This is a genomic window from Pseudomonas sp. Mb7, from assembly GCF_054790525.1.
In genome coordinates, this window is sequence record NZ_CP186501.1 from 6,096,004 (window position 1) to 6,114,613 (window position 18,610).

20 protein-coding genes and 1 pseudogene are annotated in these 18,610 nt (G+C 60.0%); 3 read left to right on the plus strand and 18 right to left on the minus strand.

Translation table 11 applies throughout. From position 1 onward, the window contains the following. Positions 1–119: 119 nt before the first annotated feature. The 11 genes and pseudogenes from ACOYXH_RS27615 to ubiE all read right to left on the minus strand — a co-directional run bounded on the left by ACOYXH_RS27615 (position 120) and on the right by ubiE (position 8,328). Entirely contained in the window at positions 120–992 is an 873-nt protein-coding gene (locus tag ACOYXH_RS27615; RefSeq protein WP_371857741.1) for a methyl-accepting chemotaxis protein, read from the minus strand. Then, positions 975–2,036 (minus strand): annotated as a pseudogene (locus ACOYXH_RS27620) (methyl-accepting chemotaxis protein); the annotation flags it as partial. The pseudogene ACOYXH_RS27620 and the gene ACOYXH_RS27615, both read right to left, overlap by 18 nt. 221 nt (positions 2,037–2,257) lie before the next feature. Further along, the gene (locus tag ACOYXH_RS27625; protein WP_320413778.1) at positions 2,258–2,965 is read right to left on the minus strand and encodes a 16S rRNA (uracil(1498)-N(3))-methyltransferase; all 708 of its coding nucleotides are present in this window, start codon (positions 2,963–2,965) and stop codon (positions 2,258–2,260) included. Beyond that, on the minus strand, positions 2,962–3,753 hold the full coding sequence (gene tatC, locus ACOYXH_RS27630) for a twin-arginine translocase subunit TatC (RefSeq protein ID WP_095047195.1): 792 nt from the start codon (positions 3,751–3,753) through the stop codon (positions 2,962–2,964). Before tatC ends, ACOYXH_RS27625 begins: the two co-directional genes overlap by 4 nt. After that, positions 3,750–4,208, minus strand: coding sequence for a Sec-independent protein translocase protein TatB (gene tatB / locus ACOYXH_RS27635; RefSeq protein WP_460410114.1), 459 nt, complete (start codon positions 4,206–4,208; stop codon positions 3,750–3,752). The genes tatC and tatB overlap by 4 nt, the downstream gene beginning before the upstream one ends. Before the next feature lie 10 nt (positions 4,209–4,218). Next, positions 4,219–4,500, minus strand: coding sequence for a twin-arginine translocase TatA/TatE family subunit (locus ACOYXH_RS27640; protein WP_003220847.1), 282 nt, complete (start codon positions 4,498–4,500; stop codon positions 4,219–4,221). Positions 4,501–4,525: 25 nt separating this feature from the next. Continuing rightward, the gene (locus tag ACOYXH_RS27645) at positions 4,526–4,858 is read right to left on the minus strand and encodes a phosphoribosyl-ATP diphosphatase (protein ID WP_003220849.1); all 333 of its coding nucleotides are present in this window, start codon (positions 4,856–4,858) and stop codon (positions 4,526–4,528) included. After that, positions 4,851–5,252: a phosphoribosyl-AMP cyclohydrolase gene (gene hisI / locus ACOYXH_RS27650; protein WP_007909357.1), complete on the minus strand. Its 402-nt coding sequence runs from the start codon at positions 5,250–5,252 to the stop codon at positions 4,851–4,853. The genes ACOYXH_RS27645 and hisI overlap by 8 nt, the downstream gene beginning before the upstream one ends. 81 nt (positions 5,253–5,333) lie before the next feature. Further along, positions 5,334–6,938, minus strand: coding sequence for a ubiquinone biosynthesis regulatory protein kinase UbiB (ubiB, locus tag ACOYXH_RS27655; RefSeq protein ID WP_095125305.1), 1,605 nt, complete (start codon positions 6,936–6,938; stop codon positions 5,334–5,336). Continuing rightward, positions 6,935–7,558 (minus strand): ubiquinone biosynthesis accessory factor UbiJ, encoded by a 624-nt coding sequence (locus tag ACOYXH_RS27660; protein ID WP_449122609.1) that lies wholly within the window; start codon positions 7,556–7,558, stop codon positions 6,935–6,937. Before ACOYXH_RS27660 ends, ubiB begins: the two co-directional genes overlap by 4 nt. Then, positions 7,558–8,328: a bifunctional demethylmenaquinone methyltransferase/2-methoxy-6-polyprenyl-1,4-benzoquinol methylase UbiE gene (ubiE, locus tag ACOYXH_RS27665; RefSeq protein WP_008080626.1), complete on the minus strand. Its 771-nt coding sequence runs from the start codon at positions 8,326–8,328 to the stop codon at positions 7,558–7,560. The genes ACOYXH_RS27660 and ubiE overlap by 1 nt, the downstream gene beginning before the upstream one ends. A gap of 154 nt (positions 8,329–8,482) precedes the next feature. On the opposite strand from ubiE, the gene ACOYXH_RS27670 reads away from it, so the two are divergent. The 3 genes from ACOYXH_RS27670 (at position 8,483) to ACOYXH_RS27680 (ending at position 10,355) form a co-directional block, all read left to right on the plus strand. After that, positions 8,483–8,758 (plus strand): polyhydroxyalkanoic acid system family protein, encoded by a 276-nt coding sequence (locus ACOYXH_RS27670; RefSeq protein ID WP_093430067.1) that lies wholly within the window; start codon positions 8,483–8,485, stop codon positions 8,756–8,758. Between the two features lie 231 nt (positions 8,759–8,989). After that, a complete protein-coding gene (locus ACOYXH_RS27675; protein WP_034152971.1) occupies positions 8,990–9,412 on the plus strand; it encodes a phasin family protein in 423 nt (140 codons plus the stop codon). A gap of 10 nt (positions 9,413–9,422) precedes the next feature. Continuing rightward, the gene (locus ACOYXH_RS27680; protein WP_460410115.1) at positions 9,423–10,355 is read left to right on the plus strand and encodes a phasin family protein; all 933 of its coding nucleotides are present in this window, start codon (positions 9,423–9,425) and stop codon (positions 10,353–10,355) included. Positions 10,356–10,625: 270 nt separating this feature from the next. On the opposite strand, the gene ACOYXH_RS27685 is transcribed toward ACOYXH_RS27680, so the two are convergent. The 7 genes from ACOYXH_RS27685 to hslV form a co-directional block, all read right to left on the minus strand. Further along, on the minus strand, positions 10,626–11,246 hold the full coding sequence (locus ACOYXH_RS27685) for a TetR/AcrR family transcriptional regulator (protein WP_093430069.1): 621 nt from the start codon (positions 11,244–11,246) through the stop codon (positions 10,626–10,628). 30 nt (positions 11,247–11,276) lie between these two features. Continuing rightward, positions 11,277–12,959 (minus strand): class II poly(R)-hydroxyalkanoic acid synthase, encoded by a 1,683-nt coding sequence (gene phaC, locus ACOYXH_RS27690; protein ID WP_095047199.1) that lies wholly within the window; start codon positions 12,957–12,959, stop codon positions 11,277–11,279. 136 nt (positions 12,960–13,095) lie between these two features. Continuing rightward, complete coding sequence (gene phaZ / locus ACOYXH_RS27695) at positions 13,096–13,950, minus strand: poly(3-hydroxyalkanoate) depolymerase (protein WP_034152967.1); 855 nt, start codon at positions 13,948–13,950, stop codon at positions 13,096–13,098. A gap of 85 nt (positions 13,951–14,035) precedes the next feature. Next, positions 14,036–15,715 (minus strand): class II poly(R)-hydroxyalkanoic acid synthase, encoded by a 1,680-nt coding sequence (gene phaC / locus ACOYXH_RS27700; RefSeq protein WP_258709121.1) that lies wholly within the window; start codon positions 15,713–15,715, stop codon positions 14,036–14,038. A gap of 258 nt (positions 15,716–15,973) precedes the next feature. Beyond that, positions 15,974–16,345, minus strand: coding sequence for a gamma-butyrobetaine hydroxylase family protein (locus ACOYXH_RS27705; RefSeq protein WP_108224330.1), 372 nt, complete (start codon positions 16,343–16,345; stop codon positions 15,974–15,976). Positions 16,346–16,488: 143 nt separating this feature from the next. Continuing rightward, positions 16,489–17,826 carry an ATP-dependent protease ATPase subunit HslU gene (gene hslU / locus ACOYXH_RS27710; RefSeq protein WP_220557399.1) on the minus strand — a complete coding sequence of 446 codons (1,338 nt, stop codon included), beginning with the start codon at positions 17,824–17,826 and terminating at the stop codon, positions 16,489–16,491. A 54-nt stretch (positions 17,827–17,880) separates the two neighbouring features. Further along, positions 17,881–18,411: an ATP-dependent protease subunit HslV gene (hslV, locus tag ACOYXH_RS27715; protein ID WP_016984593.1), complete on the minus strand. Its 531-nt coding sequence runs from the start codon at positions 18,409–18,411 to the stop codon at positions 17,881–17,883. Between the last annotated feature and the right edge of the window lie 199 nt (positions 18,412–18,610).

The window sequence follows — 18,610 nt, forward strand, 5'->3', positions numbered from 1 at the left end:
CTGATCGTTCCCACGCTCCGCGTGGGAATGCCGCCCTGGACGCTCCGCGTCCCTTTGCATGCGCGACGCGGAGCGTCACAGGATGCGTTCCCACGCAGAGCGTGGGAACGATCGTTGGGCTAGACCTTAAATCGACCGACCAACATCTGCAGATGCGTCCCCAACCGCGCCAGCTCAACGCTGGACGCCGCGGTCTCTTCACTCGCCGCCGACGTCTGATCCGACACATCCCGCACATTCAGCACGCTACGGTTGATCTCTTCAGCCACCGCACTCTGCTGCTCGGCCGCTGCCGCAATCTGCTGGTTCATCGCCTGAATCGCCGAAACGGTGCGAGTAATGCTTTCCAGCGAACCACCGGCACGGCGGGTCAGTTCAACGCTGCTGTCGGTGAGGGTGCGGCTGTTGTCCATGATCGTTGCCACTTGCTGGGTGCCGTTTTGCAGGCCGACGATAAGTTCTTCGATTTCTTCGGTGGACTTCTGCGTACGTTGCGCAAGGCTGCGCACTTCGTCGGCGACCACGGCAAAACCACGCCCGGCTTCACCGGCACGCGCGGCCTCGATGGCGGCGTTGAGGGCCAGCAGGTTGGTTTGCTGGGCCACGGATTTGATCACGTCGAGGACGCTGCCGATCTTGTCGCTTTCGCGCTTCAGTTCACCCATGGCTTCGGTCGAGTGACCGACTTCAACGGCCAGGCGTTCGATCTGAGCAATCGCTTCGCCGACGACTTTGTCGCCTTCGCGGGCCTGTTGGTCAGCAGCGACGGCGGCTTCGGAAGCCTCTTCGGCGTTACGCGCGACTTCCTGCACGGTGGCGGCCATTTCGTTCATGGCGGTGGCGACCTGGTCGGTCTCGATTTTCTGATTGTTGACCCCGGCGCTGGTCTGCTCGGTCACCGCCGACAGTTCTTCAGCGGCGCTGGCGATCTGGGTGACGCCATCGCTGATCCCGCCTACCAGTTCACGCAGGCCTTGGGTCATGCTCTGCATCGAACGTTGCAGTTGGCCGAGTTCGTCGCGACGCAGGGAAACCAAGTTGTGCGTCAGGTCGCCCGCAGCCACGCGCTCGGCGACTTTCAGGGTCTGGTTCAGCGGGATGATGATCTGGCGGGTGATTGCCCAGGCGGCAAGCAAGCCGAAAGCCACGGCGAGCAAGGTGGCGATGATCAGCATGTTTTTGGCGTGGGCGGCATCGGTATCACGAACGATGGTCTGCGATTCAGTGAGTTTCTTGCTGACGTCGATAAGGATGTCGCCCTGCGTCGACATGCGCGCGGCGGCCTTGGCATTGTTGACCTGCGAGTCGCGGAACTGCGCAACTGCTGCGCGATAGGCTTTGATCGAGGCGGTAGCCTGTTGCAGGTTGGCGATGTGCTGCTCCGGCAATTTCGCCGGCAGGCTGTCGAGGTTTTTCAGGGCGTTGTCGATGGCGTCGAGCGCTGGTTGCTCGGCTTCGGCCTTGCCGCTGTAGGTGTAGCCGCGCACTTGGTAGCGGGCTTGCTGCAGCAGTTTGCTCAGCTCGATCACGCTGTTGAATTGCGCGACGCTGTCACCCGCCAGCATGGATTTTTCCACTTCGGCGACTTTCGCCACGGCATTGTCGGCACTGGCGCCGAGCTTGCTGCGGGCGTCTTCGCGCTGCACGGTGGCTTGGGTCATGTCGGCAAAAGCGCGTTTGTATTCGGCAACGGCGGCCAGTTGTTGATCGACCATCGCCGCGTCGGACGGCTGTTCAATCAGGCTGCGCGCGGTTTGCAGGCCGCTGTCGAGTTTGCCGAGCAGGTCGTTGACCACGCCCGGACCTTGTTCGCCACGGCGCGCTTCGTAGTCCAGGCGCGCGAGGCGCAGGTCTTTGGTCAGTTCGTTGAGGCTGGAGATAAAACCGAGCTTGTCACCGCGGCTGATAATACCGCTCATGCCGGTCCAGCCGGTGAAGGTGATCAACAGCGTCAGCAACAGCACCAGGCCGAAACCGATTCCCAGCTTGCGTTTGACGCTGACGTTTCCAAGACTCTCGGCTAACCAACGGTACATGCGACCACTCCCTTCGGACCACTAATTGGACTTATGGAGAGGGTATCGGCCGGATGATGGCAATCTGTAACACCATTTATCCGGGACGCCGCCATCCTGTAGGAGCTGTCGAGTGAAACGAGGCTGCGATCTTTTGATCTTGTTTTGTTGAAGCAAAATTAAAAGATCGTCCGATCGCGGCCCGAGCCTTCGGCAGCTCCTACACGGGAGCGGAGTTGAACTTAGAAGAGCCGGGCGAGCAGGGCGGTGACGGCGGTTTCGACGCGCAGGATGCGCTCGCCGAGTTGCACCGGTTGCAGGCCCGATTTGGCCAGCAAATCTATTTCGTAGGGGATCCAGCCACCTTCGGGACCGATGGCCAGGGTGACGGGTTCGCTGAGGGCGCGTGGGCACGGCGGGTAGTTACCGGGATGGCCGACCAGACCGAGGGTGCCGTCGGTAATCGCCGGCAGCCGATCCTCAACAAACGGCTTGAAGCGCTTCTCGATGATGATTTCCGGCAGCACGGTGTCGCGGGCCTGTTCGAGGCCGAGGATCAAATTTTCGCGAATCGCCTCAGGCTCAAGAAACGGCGTCTGCCAGAAACTCTTCTCGACCCGATAGCTGTTGACCAGAATCACCTTCGGCACGCCCATGGTCGCGACGGTCTGGAACACCCGGCGAAGCATTTTCGGGCGCGGCAGAGCGAGTACCAAGGTCAGCGGCAGCTTGGCCGGTGGTGGCTGATCGAGGCTGACGCGCAGCTCGGCTTCACCTGCTTCGAGGCGCAGCAGTTCAGCCGTGCCCATCAGCCCGTTGATACGGCCAACGCGCAGGCTGTCACCGACTTCCGAACGGTGAACTTCCTGCATATGGGTCAGGCGGCGATCACGCAGCACCACACGGTCGGCCGCAATGAAGTCAGCCTCTTCGAGCAACAGCAGGTTCATGCCTGGGTCGCTGGCGGCTGGTCGTTGTGGTCGTCGGCCGGGTTTTCTTCCGGACGTTCGCGCTTGCTGATCAAGCCACCGAACAGGATGCCGATTTCAAACAACATCCACATCGGCACGGCTAGCAGGGTCTGCGAGAAAATGTCCGGCGGCGTCAGGATCATGCCGACCACGAAGCAGCCGATGATCACGTACGGGCGGATCTTCTTCAGGTAGGCAACGTCGACCACGCCAATCCACACCAGCAGCACCACGGCCACCGGGATCTCGAACGCCACGCCGAAGGCGAAGAACAGCGTCATGACGAAATCGAGGTAACTGGCGATGTCGGTCATCATTTCCACGCCGGCCGGGGTGGCGGCAGCGAAGAACTTGAAGATCAGCGGGAACACGAAGTAATAGGCGAAGGCCATGCCGGTGTAGAACAGCAGGATGCTGGAGACCAGCAGCGGCACGGCGATGCGTTTCTCATGCTTGTACAGGCCCGGCGCGATAAAGCCCCAGATCTGATGCAGGATCACCGGGATCGCGAGGAACAGCGAAACCATCATCGTCAGCTTCAGCGGCGTCAGGAACGGCGACGACACGTCGGTGGCGATCATCGTCGCGCCGACCGGCAGGTACTGGCGCAGCGGCGTCGAGACGAAGGTATAGATCTGCTGGGTGAAGGCGAACAGCCCGGCGAAGATGATGAAGATCGCCGCCACACAACGCAGCAGGCGGGTGCGCAACTCGGTGAGGTGCGAAACCAGCGGCATGTGCTGGTCGTTTTCGGGGAGATCGCTCATGGGGCTCGCGGCGGCAAAGTGTTGTCGTGAGGCGCAGGTGTGATCGGCGCGGCGGTTGGCGCAACGTGTTCAACAGATTGTTCCACAGCGGCTGGCGCCGGCTCTGTCGGTGCTACAACGGCAGCGGGTGCCGGTGCTGGCGTAACAGGCGCGGTCGGCGCATGAATCGTCTGCTGACCCACATGCTCAACCGGCGTCGGTTCTTGCTGAACCGGATTGAAAATCTTCCGCGCCTCTTGCTCCAGCGACAGAATGTGCTCGTTGTGCAGTTGCCGACGGATTTCGTCAGCACCGATTTCACGTTCAACTTCCTGTTTGATCGCGTTGAAGCTGCGCTTCAGCCGTCCGACCCACAGGCCGGCGGTGCGTGCAGCGCCCGGCAGACGCTCGGGGCCCAGCACCAGCAGGGCGACGAGGCCGACGAGCAGCAGTTCAGAGAAGCTGATACCAAACATTAGTCAGTGCTCACACGTCTTTGCGGATCGGCTCTTCGACTTTCTGCGCCTGCACGTCGATGGTGTGCGGCGGATTGGCCTGAGCGGTGGCTTGCGGCTGCACCGGTGGCACTGGCTGCGCAGGTGTCACGGTTGGATCGGCAGCCGGTTTTTCATCGTCGTTCATGGCTTTGCGGAAGCCCTTGATCGACTCGCCAACGTCGGTGCCGAGGTTTTTCAGTTTCTTGGTGCCGAACACCAGCACCACGACAACCAGAATGACGATCCAGTGTTTCCAGTCAAAAATGCCCATGTTGCTGTTCCTCTCTAAAAATTGTTCAGGCGGACGGACGCGAGGCTTTCTCGACGTGTCCGGACAGGCCGAAGCGACGATCCAGTTCATCCAGCACGGCCTGTGGATGCTGCCCCAGTTGGGCGAGCATGACCATGCTGTGGAACCACAGGTCGGCGGTCTCGTAGATCACGTCGCTGCAGTCGCCGCTGATGGCGGCGTCCTTGGCGGCAATAATGGTTTCGACCGACTCTTCGCCGACTTTCTCCAGAATCTTGTTCAGGCCCTTGTGATACAGACTAGCCACATACGAGCTGTCGGCGGCTGCGCCTTTGCGCTCTTCAAGTACCTGAGCGAGGCGGGTCAGGGTGTCACTCATGTTTGTGTCCTGCGGAATAGATAGCGTGCGGGTCTTTCAGGACCGGGTCGACTGTCTTCCAGTCGCCGTTTTCGAAGACACGGTAAAAGCAGCTTTGACGGCCGGTATGGCAAGCGATGTCGCCGATCTGTTCAACCATCAGGATGATCACGTCGGCGTCACAGTCCAGACGCATCTCATGCAAGGTCTGCACATGGCCGGACTCTTCGCCCTTGCGCCACAGCTTGCCACGGGAACGTGACCAGTAGATTGCACGGTTTTCCGCAGCGGTCAGTTCGAGCGCTTCGCGGTTCATCCAGGCCATCATCAGCACGCGTCCGGTCTTGTGATCCTGGGCAATCGCCGGCACCAGGCCATCAGCGTCCCATTTGATCTCGTCCAGCCAGTTTTTCATCTTCGACTCCGACAGCGAACCCCACACTTCAATAGTCGGGTTCAGGCATTGAAACAGTGTGCCAGCCGTTCACGAAACTGGCTATCGGCGAACGACCAGATACAAGCCGACTGCCACCATGATTCCGGCCGGCCAATGCCCCAATTCGTGCAGCGGGCCACCGATGGCCAGGATCACCCCGCCCGCCAGATGCGCGCAACCGAGCAGGCGCAGGAACCAGTCGTCCTTGCGTTTGTGCCACGGTGGCGGCGGGTCATAGGCGTGCGGCTGGGACATGCGTTCGAGCAGATCGCGGGCCATGTTGGCCAGATGCGGAAGCTGTTCGAACTGGCTCTGCACGTTGCCCAGCAAGGCTTTCGGGCTGACGCGCTCGCGCATCCAGCGCTCGAGGAATGGCTGCGCGGTGTTCCACAGATCCAGATCCGGATACAACTGACGACCGAGGCCTTCGATGTTTAACAGGGTCTTTTGCAGCAGCACCAGTTGCGGCTGCACTTCCATGTTGAAGCGCCGTGCGGTCTGGAACAGGCGCATCAGCACCTGGCCAAATGAAATATCTTTTAACGGTTTTTCGAAGATCGGTTCGCACACCGTACGGATCGCCGCTTCGAATTCGTTGAGTTTGGTTTCCGCCGGCACCCAGCCCGAATCGATGTGCAGTTGCGCCACACGGCGGTAGTCACGCTTGAAGAAGGCGAACAGATTGCGCGCCAGATAATCCTGGTCTTCCGGGGTCAGGCTGCCGACGATGCCGCAATCGATCGCGATGTATTGCGGGCTCCACGGGTTGACGGTGCTGACGAAGATGTTGCCCGGGTGCATGTCGGCGTGGAAGAAACTGTCGCGGAACACTTGGGTGAAGAAAATCTCCACACCGCGCTCGGCGAGCATTTTCATGTCGGTACGCTGGTCGGCAAGGGTCGCCAGATCGGTGACCTGGATGCCGTAGATACGCTCCATCACCAGCACTTTCGGTCGGCACCAGTCCCAATAGACTTGCGGCACGTAGAGCAGCGGCGAACCTTCGAAGTTACGCTTCAACTGGCTGGCGTTGGCCGCCTCGCGCAGCAGATCGAGTTCGTCGTAGATGGTTTTTTCGTAGTCCTGGACCACGTCGACCGGGTGCAGCAGGCGCGCATCGGCGGAGAGTTTTTCGGCAGTGCGGGCGAGGATAAACAGCCACGCCAGATCCTGCGCGATGATCGGCTTCAGACCCGGCCGGATCACTTTGACCACCACTTCTTCGCCGGTTTTCAGCTGCGCGGCATGTACCTGCGCCACGGAGGCTGAGGCCAGTGGCTCAACGTCGAAACGGCTGAACACGTCGCTGATCTTCTTGCCCAACTGTTCTTCGATCAGCTTGATCGACAGCTGCGAATCGAACGGCGGCACGCGGTCCTGCAACAGCATCAGCTCATCGGCGATGTCTTCCGGCAGCAGGTCGCGGCGGGTCGAAAGAATCTGCCCGAACTTGATGAAGATCGGTCCCAGATCCTGCAACGCCAGACGCAGACGCGCGCCCCGGCTCAGGTCCAGCGGCTTGCGCGGGAACCAGCGCCACGGCAGCACGTAGCGCAGCGCCAGGAGAAACCAGGGCAGCGGCAGATCGAACAGCAGGTCATCGAGGCGGTAGCGGATCACGACGCGCTGGATGCGCAACAGACGGCGGACGGCAAGCAGCTTCATGCGTTATCGCTTGGGTCGAGGGATCGGGAAAGGCGCTCGAAACGCGCCTCGAGACGTTCCAGATCAAGTTTGATCCGGTCCAGTTCGCTGAATCGCGCTTCGGCTTCGCGCTGCCCGACGAGGGTGCGCGATTCTTCGGCGAGGTATTCGGCGAGGTTCTGGTTGAGGCTGGCAAATCCTTGTTGATACCAGCGTGCGCGGCTGCGCAGATGGCCACCGACCAGTTGCGTGGCGACCGGGCCGAGCCAGCGCGAGAGTTCGTACTCCCAGTCCAGCTCAAGGTCTTGCAGCACACCGGCCAGCTCCAGCAGCACGCCGCTGTCGCCATCGAGCTCGACTTCCGGGGCATGCAGCACTGCGGTCTTGTCTTTGCTCAAGGCCAGTTTGATCAGGCTCGAGGCCGGCGCACGCAGGGTGCAGTCGACACCGGTTTCCCAATGCGAGGCCAGCATCAGACCTTCATCACTCGGCAGGATGAACAGTTGCAGCGCCGGGCTGCGGCAGTCGACGGCAATCACCTTGCCGGTCAAATGCGCCAGCCGCGGCAGCGCCGTGCTGTCGAGACGCAGCACCCGGTTGAGGCCGAGTTCAACGCTGGCGAGCAGCCCGGTGAGCAACATCAGGGCTTGATGCCGCGGTGCAGGGCGACGATGCCTGCGGTCATGTTGTGATAGGTCACGCGGTCGAAACCGGCGTCGACCATCATCGACTTCAGGGTTTCCTGATTCGGATGCATGCGGATCGATTCGGCCAGGTAGCGATAGCTTTCCGAGTCGTTGGTGATCAGCTTGCCCATCAGCGGCATGAAGGCGAACGAATAAGCGTCGTAGGCTTTCGACATCAGCGCGTTGGTCGGTTTGGAGAATTCCAGCACCAGCAGACGACCGCCGGGCTTGAGCACGCGCAGCATCGAACGCAAGGCGTCTTCTTTGTGCGTCACGTTGCGCAGGCCGAAAGCGATGGTCACGCAGTCGAAGTGGTTGTCCGGGAACGGCAGTTTTTCCGCGTCCGCCTGAACGAATTCGACGTTGCCAGCGACACCCAGATCGAGCAGGCGGTCACGGCCGACCTTGAGCATCGATTCGTTGATGTCGGCCAATACCACCTGACCGGTCGGGCCGACCAGGTGCGAGAACTTTTTGGTCAGGTCACCGGTACCGCCGGCGATGTCCAGCACGCGGTTACCGCTGCGTACGCCCGACAGTTCGATCGCGAAACGCTTCCACAGGCGGTGCATGCCGCCCGACAGAAGGTCGTTCATCAAGTCGTATTTCGCGGCTACCGAGTGGAAAACTTCAGCGACTTTTTCCGCTTTCTGGCTTTCCGGAACGTTTTTGAAGCCGAAGTGAGTGGTGGGTTCGGCATCGCTGCCTTTGCGCTGATCAGTCATATCGCTGTCACCAAAAGAGAATGCGCGACATTCTAATCCCCAAGCCATGCTTTGTCTTGGAATGGCTAAAGGTAAGATGGGCAATCCTCGGGACGATTTGCCGCAGCGGCGGTCAAGATTTACCGACACATCTTTTTAAATCAGGAGTCATGTAATGGCCAAAATCACTGTTGAGCGTGCCCACAACCTGGGTAAGGAAGCCGCCCGCGAGAAGGCCGACAAGCTGGCGCAAAAACTCTCCGATCAATATGGCCTGGAGCCGCAATGGTCGGGCGATACCCTGAACCTCAAGCGCTCGGGCGTGAAAGGCGCGGTGCATGTGGCGGACGATTCGATCAAGGTCGATGTGGAGTTGGGCATCATGATGTCGGCCATGAGCGGCATGATCAAAGCCGAGATCGAGAAGGCCCTAGACAAAGCTCTGGTCTGAAACACGGTCCCCTGTAGGAGTGAGCCTGCTCGCGATAGCGGTCTGTCAGTCACCAGAAATTTGATTGAAAGACCGCTATCGCGAGCAGGCTCACTCCTACATTTTTTTGCGCTGCACCCAAGCTTTTATGTCAGTTGTTAGGGTGCCGTTTCTAATTTATCTCCTTACTTTGTGCCTGAGCCCGACACTTTTCCGGGCAGTTCCTCAAACCTTCTGCGCGTGAGGTGCACCATGGCCAAAGTCATTTTGAAGAAAAAAATCGACGCTTCGACTTCTGCTCTGAGCGACGTCAAATCCTATGCCCGCAAGATCTGGCTGGCAGGCCTGGGTGCCTACGCCAAGGTCGGCCAAGAGGGCAGCGACTACTTTCAAGAGCTGATCAAGGCTGGTCAAACTGTTGAAAAGAAAGGCAAAAAAGCCGTCACCGAAAAACTCGAAGCGGCCAACGCCGAGATCGATGAAGCCAAGAGCGAAGTCAGCTCGTTCAAAGGTCGTGTCGAAGTTCAGCTCGACAAGGTCGAGAAGGCGTTCGACTCCCGTGTAGCAAGCGCCTTGAATCGTATCGGCATTCCGTCTAAACATGACGTTGAGACACTCTCTGCTAAGCTCGATGAGCTGACGGCATTGCTCGAACGCGTCGCGCGTAAATCTTAAGGAGAACGGGATGGCTGGTAAAAAGAACACCGATAAAGAAGGCAGCTCGTGGATCGGGAAAGTCGAAGACTACTCCCGCAAAATCTGGCTGGCTGGTTTAGGCGTGTACTCGAAGATCGACACTGACGGCAGCAAGCTCTTCGATACATTGGTCAAAGACGGCGAGAAAGCCGAGAAGCTCACCAAATCCGCAGTCGGCAAAAAAGTCGACGCTGCCAAGGATTCCGCTTCTTCGGCCAAGTCGCGCATCAGCGGCGTGAAAGATCGCGCACTGGGCAAATGGGACGAGCTGGAAGGGGCTTTCGACAAGCGCCTGAACAGCGCAATTTCGCGCCTGGGTGTACCGAGCCGCAATGAGGTCAAAGCACTGCATAGCAAGGTGGAAACCTTGACCAAGCAGATCGAAAAACTCACCGGTCTGAAAACCCAACCGGCGGCGAAAACCGCTGCGGCAAAACCGGCCGCGAAAACGGCTGCGGCCAAACCAGCAGCCAAGTCTGCTGCCAAGCCACTGGCCAAAGCGGCAGCTAAACCTGCTGCTAAAGCCGCGGCCAAGCCAGCAGCGAAAACCGCAGCCGCCAAGCCTGCAGCCAAAGCCGCAGCCAAACCGGTTGCCGCCAAAGCCGCTGCCAAGCCGGCAGCTAAACCTGCGGTCAAAACTGCAGCGAAACCCGCCGCCAAGCCAGCAGCGAAAACTGCTGCCGCCAAACCGGCTGCCAAACCGGCTGCCAAGCCTGCAGCGAAACCTGCTGCGGCGAAGAAACCGGCAGTGAAAAAACCGGCCGCGCCGAAAGCCGCTGCGCCGAAACCGGCCGCACCTGCTGCAGCCAAACCTGCCGCTCCGGCAGCTCCGGTGAGTGCGTCGAATTCCGCCGCAGCACCGACTCCGGCGGCCACCCCGACTGCTGCATCGACCCCGTCGACGCCAACCAGTCAGTCCTGATTTTTCAGGGCAAAACAAAACGCCCGGCCTGTGAAGGTCGGGCGTTTTTGTTTGTGCATTTCAAGGCCGCCCCTCACCCCAGCCCTCTCCCAGAGGGAGAGGGGGCCGAACGAGGTGTCTTGCGTCGTACGTCGACCTGAAGGATCGAGTCGATTATGGATTCAACAAAACCCTTTCAGGTCGGTGTAGCTCATCAGCATCCCCCAATCAGTCCCCTCTCCCTCCGGGCGGTCCGACGTTTCGGGAGGGCTAGGGTGAGGGGCTTTTGATTCAGTCGTGATCTTCAAGGTATTGCAGGGCCATCCGCTCCGTAGCGACCTTCACCGGCGGCAACAAATGCGGCGCCACCAGCATCATGATCTGGTACACAACCAGCCTCACCTCACCCTCACGATCCAGAATCCGCTGATAATCCAGCGAAAACAGCAACGTCATGGTGATCTGCTCAACCAACTGCCCCAACGCCTGCGTATCACTGACCAACTGCCCCGAAGCCTTCAAACGCGCCAGCAACGACGCCAGTGTGCGCTTCAGTGCATTGAGCAAATGTCGAATCCCCTTGGCCAGCTTCGGCAAGCGCCCGGCGAGGTTCGACAGGTCCTGAAACAGGAAGCGGTACTGCGCCAGTCGCTCGACGATCAAATGCAAAAACAGCCAGTAATCCTCCGGCGCCAGTTCCACATCCGAGGGTGGATCGAGCAGTGGCGCCAGTTCACTCTGGAAGCGTTCGAACAGGCCGAGAATCAGCGGTTCCTTGCCATGGAAGTGGTAGTAGAGATTGCCCGGGCTGATCCCCATTTCGTTCGCCACCTCCATGGTGGAGACGTTCGGCTCGCCCTTTTCGTTGAACAGTTGCAAAGCACATTCGAGAATCCGGTCGCGGGTTTTCATCCAGTCTTCTTAGAAAAGTTCGGTTAAGCGTCAGCGCACACGCACGTAAGTACCGGGCGCTGCCTCCATCGGTGGATAGTTCGGGTTGCCGAGGGTAAACGTGGTTTCGTGCTGGGCGCCGGAGCGCTGTTGAATCCACTCCAGCCACTGCGGCCACCAACTGCCATCGACGTGTTTACCATCGTAGTACCAGGCACGCGGGTCGCTGCTCATCTTGCCGTTCTCGACGTAGGCAGCTTTCGGGTTGCTCGGCGGGTTGAGAATGCTCTGCACATGGCCGCTGTTGGACAGCACGAAACGCCGCTCGCCACCGAGCAGCAGGGTCGAGCGATACACCGCATCCCACGGCGTGATGTGGTCGTTCATGCCGGCGACGCTGAAGCTGTCGACGGTGACTTTCTGCAGGTCGATCGGCGTGCCGCACACTTCCAGCCCACCCGGATGGGTCAGCGGGTTGTGTTTGAAGAAGTCCAGCAGGTCGCCGTGAAATGCCGCTGGCAGACGGGTGTTGTCGTTGTTCCAGTAGAGGATGTCGAAGGCCGGCGGCTCTTTGCCCAGCAGGTAATTGTTGACGAAGTAGCTCCAGATCAAATCGTTGGGGCGCATCCAGGCGAAGACCTTGGCCATGTCGCGACCGTCGAGCACGCCTTTCTGGTACGAGCGGCGCTTGGCGGCTTCGAGGGTTTGTTCATCGGCGAAGAGGGTGGCCGGGGTTTCAATCTGGCTGTCGAGCAGGCTGACCAGGTACGTCGCACTGGAGACGCGGCGCAGTTGCCGCTTGGCCTGCAAATGCCCTTGCAGGGCGGCGATGGTCAGGCCGCCAGCGCAGGCGCCCATCAGGTTGACCTCGCGGGCACCGGTGATCGCCCGACAGATGTTCATCGCCTCTTCCACCGCCTCGACATACGTCGACAGGCCCCATTCGCGATGGCGTACATCCGGGTTGCGCCAACTGATCATGAAGGTCTGCAGGCCGTTTTTCAGTGCGTACTGGACGAAGCTGTTGTGTGGGCTGAGGTCGAAAATGTAGTACTTGTTGATTTGCGGCGGCACCACCAGCAGCGGCTTGGCGTACTGCTTTTCGCTCATCGGTCGGTACTGGATCAGCTCAAGCAAATCGTTGCGAAACACCACCGAGCCGGTGGTGGTGGCCACGGTCTTGCCGACCTCGAAAGCCTGTTTGGTCACCTGACGTGGCAGGCCGTCGTTGTGCAGCAAGTCATCGAACAAATGACTGATGCCGCGTACCAGACTGTGCCCGCCGGAGTTGAACAGCTCCTTGACCGCCAGCGGGTTGAGCAAGGTGTTCGACGGCGCCACAGCGTCGTTGAGCAGGGTGAAGGCGAAATGCGCGCGGGCGCGATCGTCATCGCTCATGTTGCTTTCGTCGATCCAGCTTTTGACCTGTTTTTGCCAGGCCAGATAGGCCTGCAGGCTGCGCCGGTAGAACGGATTGAGGCTCCACGCCGGGTCAGCGAAACGGCTGTCGTTCGGATTGGTCGGGTGCAGGGTTTCGCCGAGCAGCACGCGGCCCAATTGACCGCCGAGTTTCAACGCGTGCTTCGCACTGTGAATCGGATTGCGCAGGCCATGGGCGGCGACGCTGCGCAAGGTCGAGATCAGGTCCCGGCCACGCAGGCCGGTGATCGCACTTTGTGCGTTGATGAACACGGCGGGGCTGGGCACTACGCCCGTCGCTGGTTTGTCGCGCATGACTCAACACTCCTTCGTCTTCAGGCCAAAAACAAACTCACCGAACCAGAACACCATAGACGCTGTTGCGGGTTGCTGCCTGCGCGGCGTCCTGCCGCGCACTCTTTAAAGGCCTGCATAAAGCCTGCCGCCGGGGTTAACCGCCGAGCGGTGTCGGATGCGGGTGCATCACCGCGCGCTGACGTTCCTCCTGGAGAAATTTCATGATGATCGGCGCCACCGCTTCGGCGCGGGTAATCAGGAACAGGTGGCCGTCGTCGATGATGTGCAGTTGCGCGTTGGGAATGCGCCAGGCGAGCATGCGCATGTTGATCAGCGGGATCAGCGGATCGTCATCGCCGGCCAGCACCAGCGTTGGCTGATGGATCTTGTGCAGCCAGTGAATGCTGGTCCAGCCGAGGCCGGCGAACAGTTGCCAGTAGTAACCGAGCTTGCCCGCCGAACGCACTTTCGCGGCGTGGCTGGCGGCCAGGGTCGGGTCGCGACGGAACGAGCCGCCATAGATCAGCGGGGCGATACGGATCACGTGGGACGGCTGAATGTAGCGCCGCGGACTGGCCATCATCCACAGCACTTTTGGCTTGCCCGGCACCATTACTGCACCGGCCGCGGTCGCCGCGAGCACCAGTTTCTTGCAGCGCTCGGGGTAGTCGTAAGCGAACTGCTGCGCCAGTGCGCCGCCCCACGACACGCCGATGACGTTGACCTGGCCGTAGTCGAGGTAATCGAGCATCCGTGACGTCAGTTTGGCCAGCCCTGGAAAGCGATACGGCCGGTTCGGCGTCGAGGAACCGCCGACACCGGGCACGTCAAAGGCGATCACTTCCAGATCCGGGTCCAGCGCCGCGACAAACGGAAACACCAGCTCCAGGTTGGCGCCGATGCCGTTGAAAATCAGCAAGGGCGTCAAGTGAGGCTTGCCGGGGCGTACCGCCGTGCGGAGGGTCTGGCCATCCAGATCGACGGTACGGAATATGAACGGTTGCGGCATGCGTCAGGCCCTGTGGATTTAAATTCACCACACCCCGTGTAGGAGCTGCCGAAGGCTGCTCCTACACGGGGTGTGGTGGTGTCAGTTACCGCTCGTGAACGTATGTGCCCGGCGAGGCTTCACCGGCCGGGTACGCTTTGTTGCCCAGTTTCAGCGGGGCCTTTTTCAGGTTGCCCGAGCGCTCGGCCTGCCACGTCTGCCAGTACAGCCACCAGGAGTCGGTGTGCTTGGTCGAGTTCTCTTGCCACTCATCGGCATTGGCCGCCATTTCTTCGCCGGTCATGTAGCGCGATTTCGGGTTGCCCGGCGGGTTGAGAATGCTCTGGATATGCCCGCTGCTTGACAACACGAACTCGACCTTGCCACCAAACAACTGCGCCGACTTGTAGCAGGACTTCCACGGCGTGATGTGGTCGTTGGTGCCGGCCAGCGAGAAGATGTCGGCCGTGACCTGCTTGAGGTCGATCGGCGTGCCGCACACTTCCAGTGCATTCGGGCGGATCAGTGGGTTGTTTTTGAACATCTCGATCAGGTCGCCATGGAACGCGGCGGGCAGGCGGGTGGTGTCGTTGTTCCAGAACAGGATGTCGAACACCGGCGGCTCGTTGCCGAGCAGGTAGTTATTGACCCAGTAGTTCCAGATCAGATCGTTCGGGCGCATCCAGGCGAAAACCTTGGCCATGTCTTTGCCTTCCAGTACACCGGCCTGATAGGAGTGGCGCTTGGCGGTCTCCAGAGTCTGCTCGTCGACGAACAGGGCGACGTCGCTGTCCAGCGTCGTGTCGAGCACGCTGACCAGCAGCGTGAGGGCATTGACCTTCTTCTCGCCGATCGCTGCGTAGTGGCCGAGCAGGGCGGTGCAGGTGATGCCGCCGGAGCAGGCACCGAGCATGTTCACGTCTTTGCTGCCGGTGATCGCGGTGACCACGTCGACGGCTTCTTTCAGGGCATCGATGTACGTCGACAGGCCCCACTCGCGCTGGGCCTTAGTCGGGTTGCGCCAGCTGACGATAAACGTCTGCACGTTATTGCGCAGGCAGAAGCGCGCCAGACTCTTGTCCGGGCTCAAATCGAATACGTAGAACTTGTTGATCTGCGGCGGCACCACCAGCAATGGGCGCTCGTGGACTTGCTCGGTGATCGGCTTGTACTGGATCAGCTCCAGCACGTCGTTGCGAAACACCACCGCGCCTTCGGTCACGCCGAGGCTCTTGCCGACTTCGAACGCGCCCATGTTGACCTGGCTCGGCATGCCGCCGTTGTGCACCAGATCCTTGGCCAGATGCGAGAGGCCGTCGAGCAGGCTTTTGCCGCCGGTTTCGAAGAAGCGTTTGACTGCTGCGGGGTTGGCCGCCGTGTTGGTCGGGGCCATGGCTTCAGTCATCAGGTTGATGACAAAGTGGCCGCGCGCGATGTCTTTGGGTGACAGGCTGCTGTCATCGATCCAGGCATGAAGTTCCTTGCGCCACGCCAGGTAAGTTTGCAGATAACGTTTGTAGAGCGGGTTCTGGCTCCACGCAGGATCAGCGAAGCGACGGTCATCGCCTGCCGGTTGCAGTTCGGATTTGCCGAACAGCACGTTCTTCAGTTCGAGGCCGAAATGGGTGACGTGCCTGACACTATGGATCGGTTGTTTGATGGCCTGTTTCAGCACCATACGAGCAGAGGCCAGCAGATCCTTTCCGCGTAGCCCAACGACGGGATTAAGCCCCAGGGTGTTTTCCGAGGCTTGGTACTTCAGGTCATCGTTATTCTTGTTACTCATCTACGACGCTCCATTGTCCTGAGACGAGTACCCGGTTTTCTGCTGTGCAGTTCCACAGCCAATGCCAGGTACTACTGCTCGGGTGACCGTTAATTCTGCATAGCTGCTTTACAGTCGTAGAGCACTGCAGGGAACTTGCCAGCTCCATTGGTTACCCGAGTTTAATTTTTTTCGCAAGCAGGCCGATCCTCGGCCACACAGCAGAGCATTCAAACAGATGAATTTAGAAAATGCCCTCTAATGAGCGCAAGGCTCGGACTAGAGCATCAGCTTGACGATCGACTCGCTCGGGTCGCGGGTTTTTCCGGCGGCTTTGAGCTCGGCCAGATAATCGGCCCAGAGTGCGTCATAACGTCGCCCCAGCTCGTAGAGATAATCCCAGGTGAACAAGCCACTGTCGTGACCGTCGTCGAAGGTCAGTTTCAGTGCGTAGTGACCGGCCGGTTCCAGCTTGCTCAGACCAACGTTGAGCTTGCCGAATTGCAGGATCGGTTTGCCGTGGCCCTGGACTTCAGCGGAGGGCGAATGCACGCGCAGGAATTCGGCGGGCAAGGTGTATTCCTCACCGGACGCATAGGTAAGCGTCAGGGTTTTCGAGGCTTTGTGCAGTTTGATGTCGGTGGGGATCATGAGCAGGTATCCGTCTTGTGCGGAACCTTGTGGGAGCGAGCTTGCTCGCGAAAGCGGTGGTTCAGCCAACACAAAGGTTGAATGTAACGCCGTCTTCGCGAGCAGGCTCGCTCCCACAGTTCCATTACATCTGTAAGTATGGCTTACAGGATATAACGGGACAGGTCTTCGTTCTGCGCCAATTCGCCGAGGTGGCTGTTGACGTATTCGGCGTCGATCAGAATCGGCTTCTCATCGTGGGTGCTGGCCAGATCGCCGGCACTGAACGAAACCTCTTCGAGCAGACGCTCAAGCAGCGTGTGCAAGCGACGGGCACCGATGTTTTCGGTTTTCTCGTTGACCTGCCAGGCGATCTCCGCCAGACGCTTGATGCCTTCCGGCTGGAACTGGATGTTCAGGCCTTCGGTTTTCAGCAGCGCGCAATACTGCTCGGTCAGCGAGGCATGCGGTTCGCTGAGGATGCGTTCGAAGTCCGAAGGGCTCAGGGCCTTGAGTTCAACGCGGATCGGCAGACGACCTTGCAACTCAGGCACCAGATCGCTCGGCTTGCTCAGGTGGAACGCACCGGAGGCGATAAACAGGATGTGGTCGGTCTTGACCATGCCCAGTTTGGTGTTGACGGTGCAGCCTTCGATCAGCGGCAGCAGGTCGCGCTGCACGCCTTCACGGGACACATCGGCGCCGCCGACGTTGCCGCGCTTGGCGACTTTGTCGATCTCGTCGATGAACACGATGCCGTGCTGTTCAACCGCTTCCAGCGCTTTGGCTTTCAGCTCTTCTTCGTTGACCAGACGCCCGGCTTCTTCGTCGCGCACTAGCTTTAGCGCTTCTTTGACCTTGAGCTTGCGCGCCTTCTTCTTGCCCTTGCCCATGTTGGCGAACAAGGACTGCAACTGGTTGGTCATTTCTTCCATGCCGGGCGGCGTGGCGATTTCGATGCCGGCGACTTCGGCGACTTCGATTTCGATTTCCTTGTCATCCAGCTGACCTTCGCGCAGGCGCTTGCGGAACAGCTGGCGCGTGTTGGAATCGCTGCTTGGCGTTTCTTCATTGCTGAAGCCCATGCGCGCCGGCGGCAGCAGTGCGTCGAGGATACGATCCTCGGCAGCGTCTTCGGCGCGATGGCGAACGCGGGTCATTTCCTGCTCACGGAGCATCTTGATCGCGGCGTCGGCCAGATCACGGATGATCGATTCGACGTCACGACCGACGTAGCCGACTTCGGTGAACTTGGTCGCTTCGACCTTGATGAACGGCGCGTTGGCCAGTTTCGCCAGGCGACGGGCGATTTCGGTTTTACCGACACCGGTCGGGCCGATCATCAGGATATTTTTCGGGGTCACTTCAACACGCAGCTCTTCAGGCAGCTGCATGCGGCGCCAGCGGTTGCGCAGGGCAATCGCGACGGCGCGCTTGGCATCGTCCTGGCCGATGATGTGGCGGTTGAGTTCGTGGACGATTTCGCGGGGAGTCATGGACATAATAATTGACGGTCCTCAAGCAGAAACAAGCCGTGGCACAGGGCCGCGTCAGGCTTATTCAGCGAGATCCTGCTCCTCAATGGTCTGAGTGTGGTTGGTGAATACACAGATGTCGCCGGCGATACCGAGGGCGGTTTCGACGATTTCACGGGCCGACAGATCGGTCTTTTTCAGCAGGGCGCTGGCCGCGGCTTGCGCGTAGCCGCCGCCGGAACCCATGGCGATCAGGCCGTCTTCGGGCTCGACCACATCACCGTTGCCGGTAATGATCAGCGAGGCGTCCTTGTTGGCGACCGCGAGCATGGCTTCGAGGCGGCTCAGGGAGCGGTCGGTGCGCCATTCTTTGGCGAGTTCGACAGCGGCGCGCACCAGGTGGCCCTGATGTTTTTCAAGTTGGCCTTCGAAACGTTCGAAGAGGGTAAATGCGTCGGCGGTGGCACCGGCAAAACCGGCGATGACCTGGCCGTGGTACAGGCGACGGACTTTTTTCGCGTTGCCTTTCATCACGGTATTGCCGAGAGAAACCTGGCCGTCGCCGCCCATGACGACTTTGCCGTGACGGCGGACTGAAACGATGGTGGTCAAGGGAAGAGTCTCCACACAGCGGGGCGAAAGTGCCTTATGCCCATTCATATGGGGGTGCTGGAGAGGATTTCAACCGTAGCGCGGCAGAGGGGACGAGCGGCGTGTTGCACCTGATCGTTCCCACGCTCTGCGTGGGAATGCAGCCCGGGGACGCTCCGCGTCCCTTCACTGCTGGGACGCAGGGCGTCCCTTGAGGCGT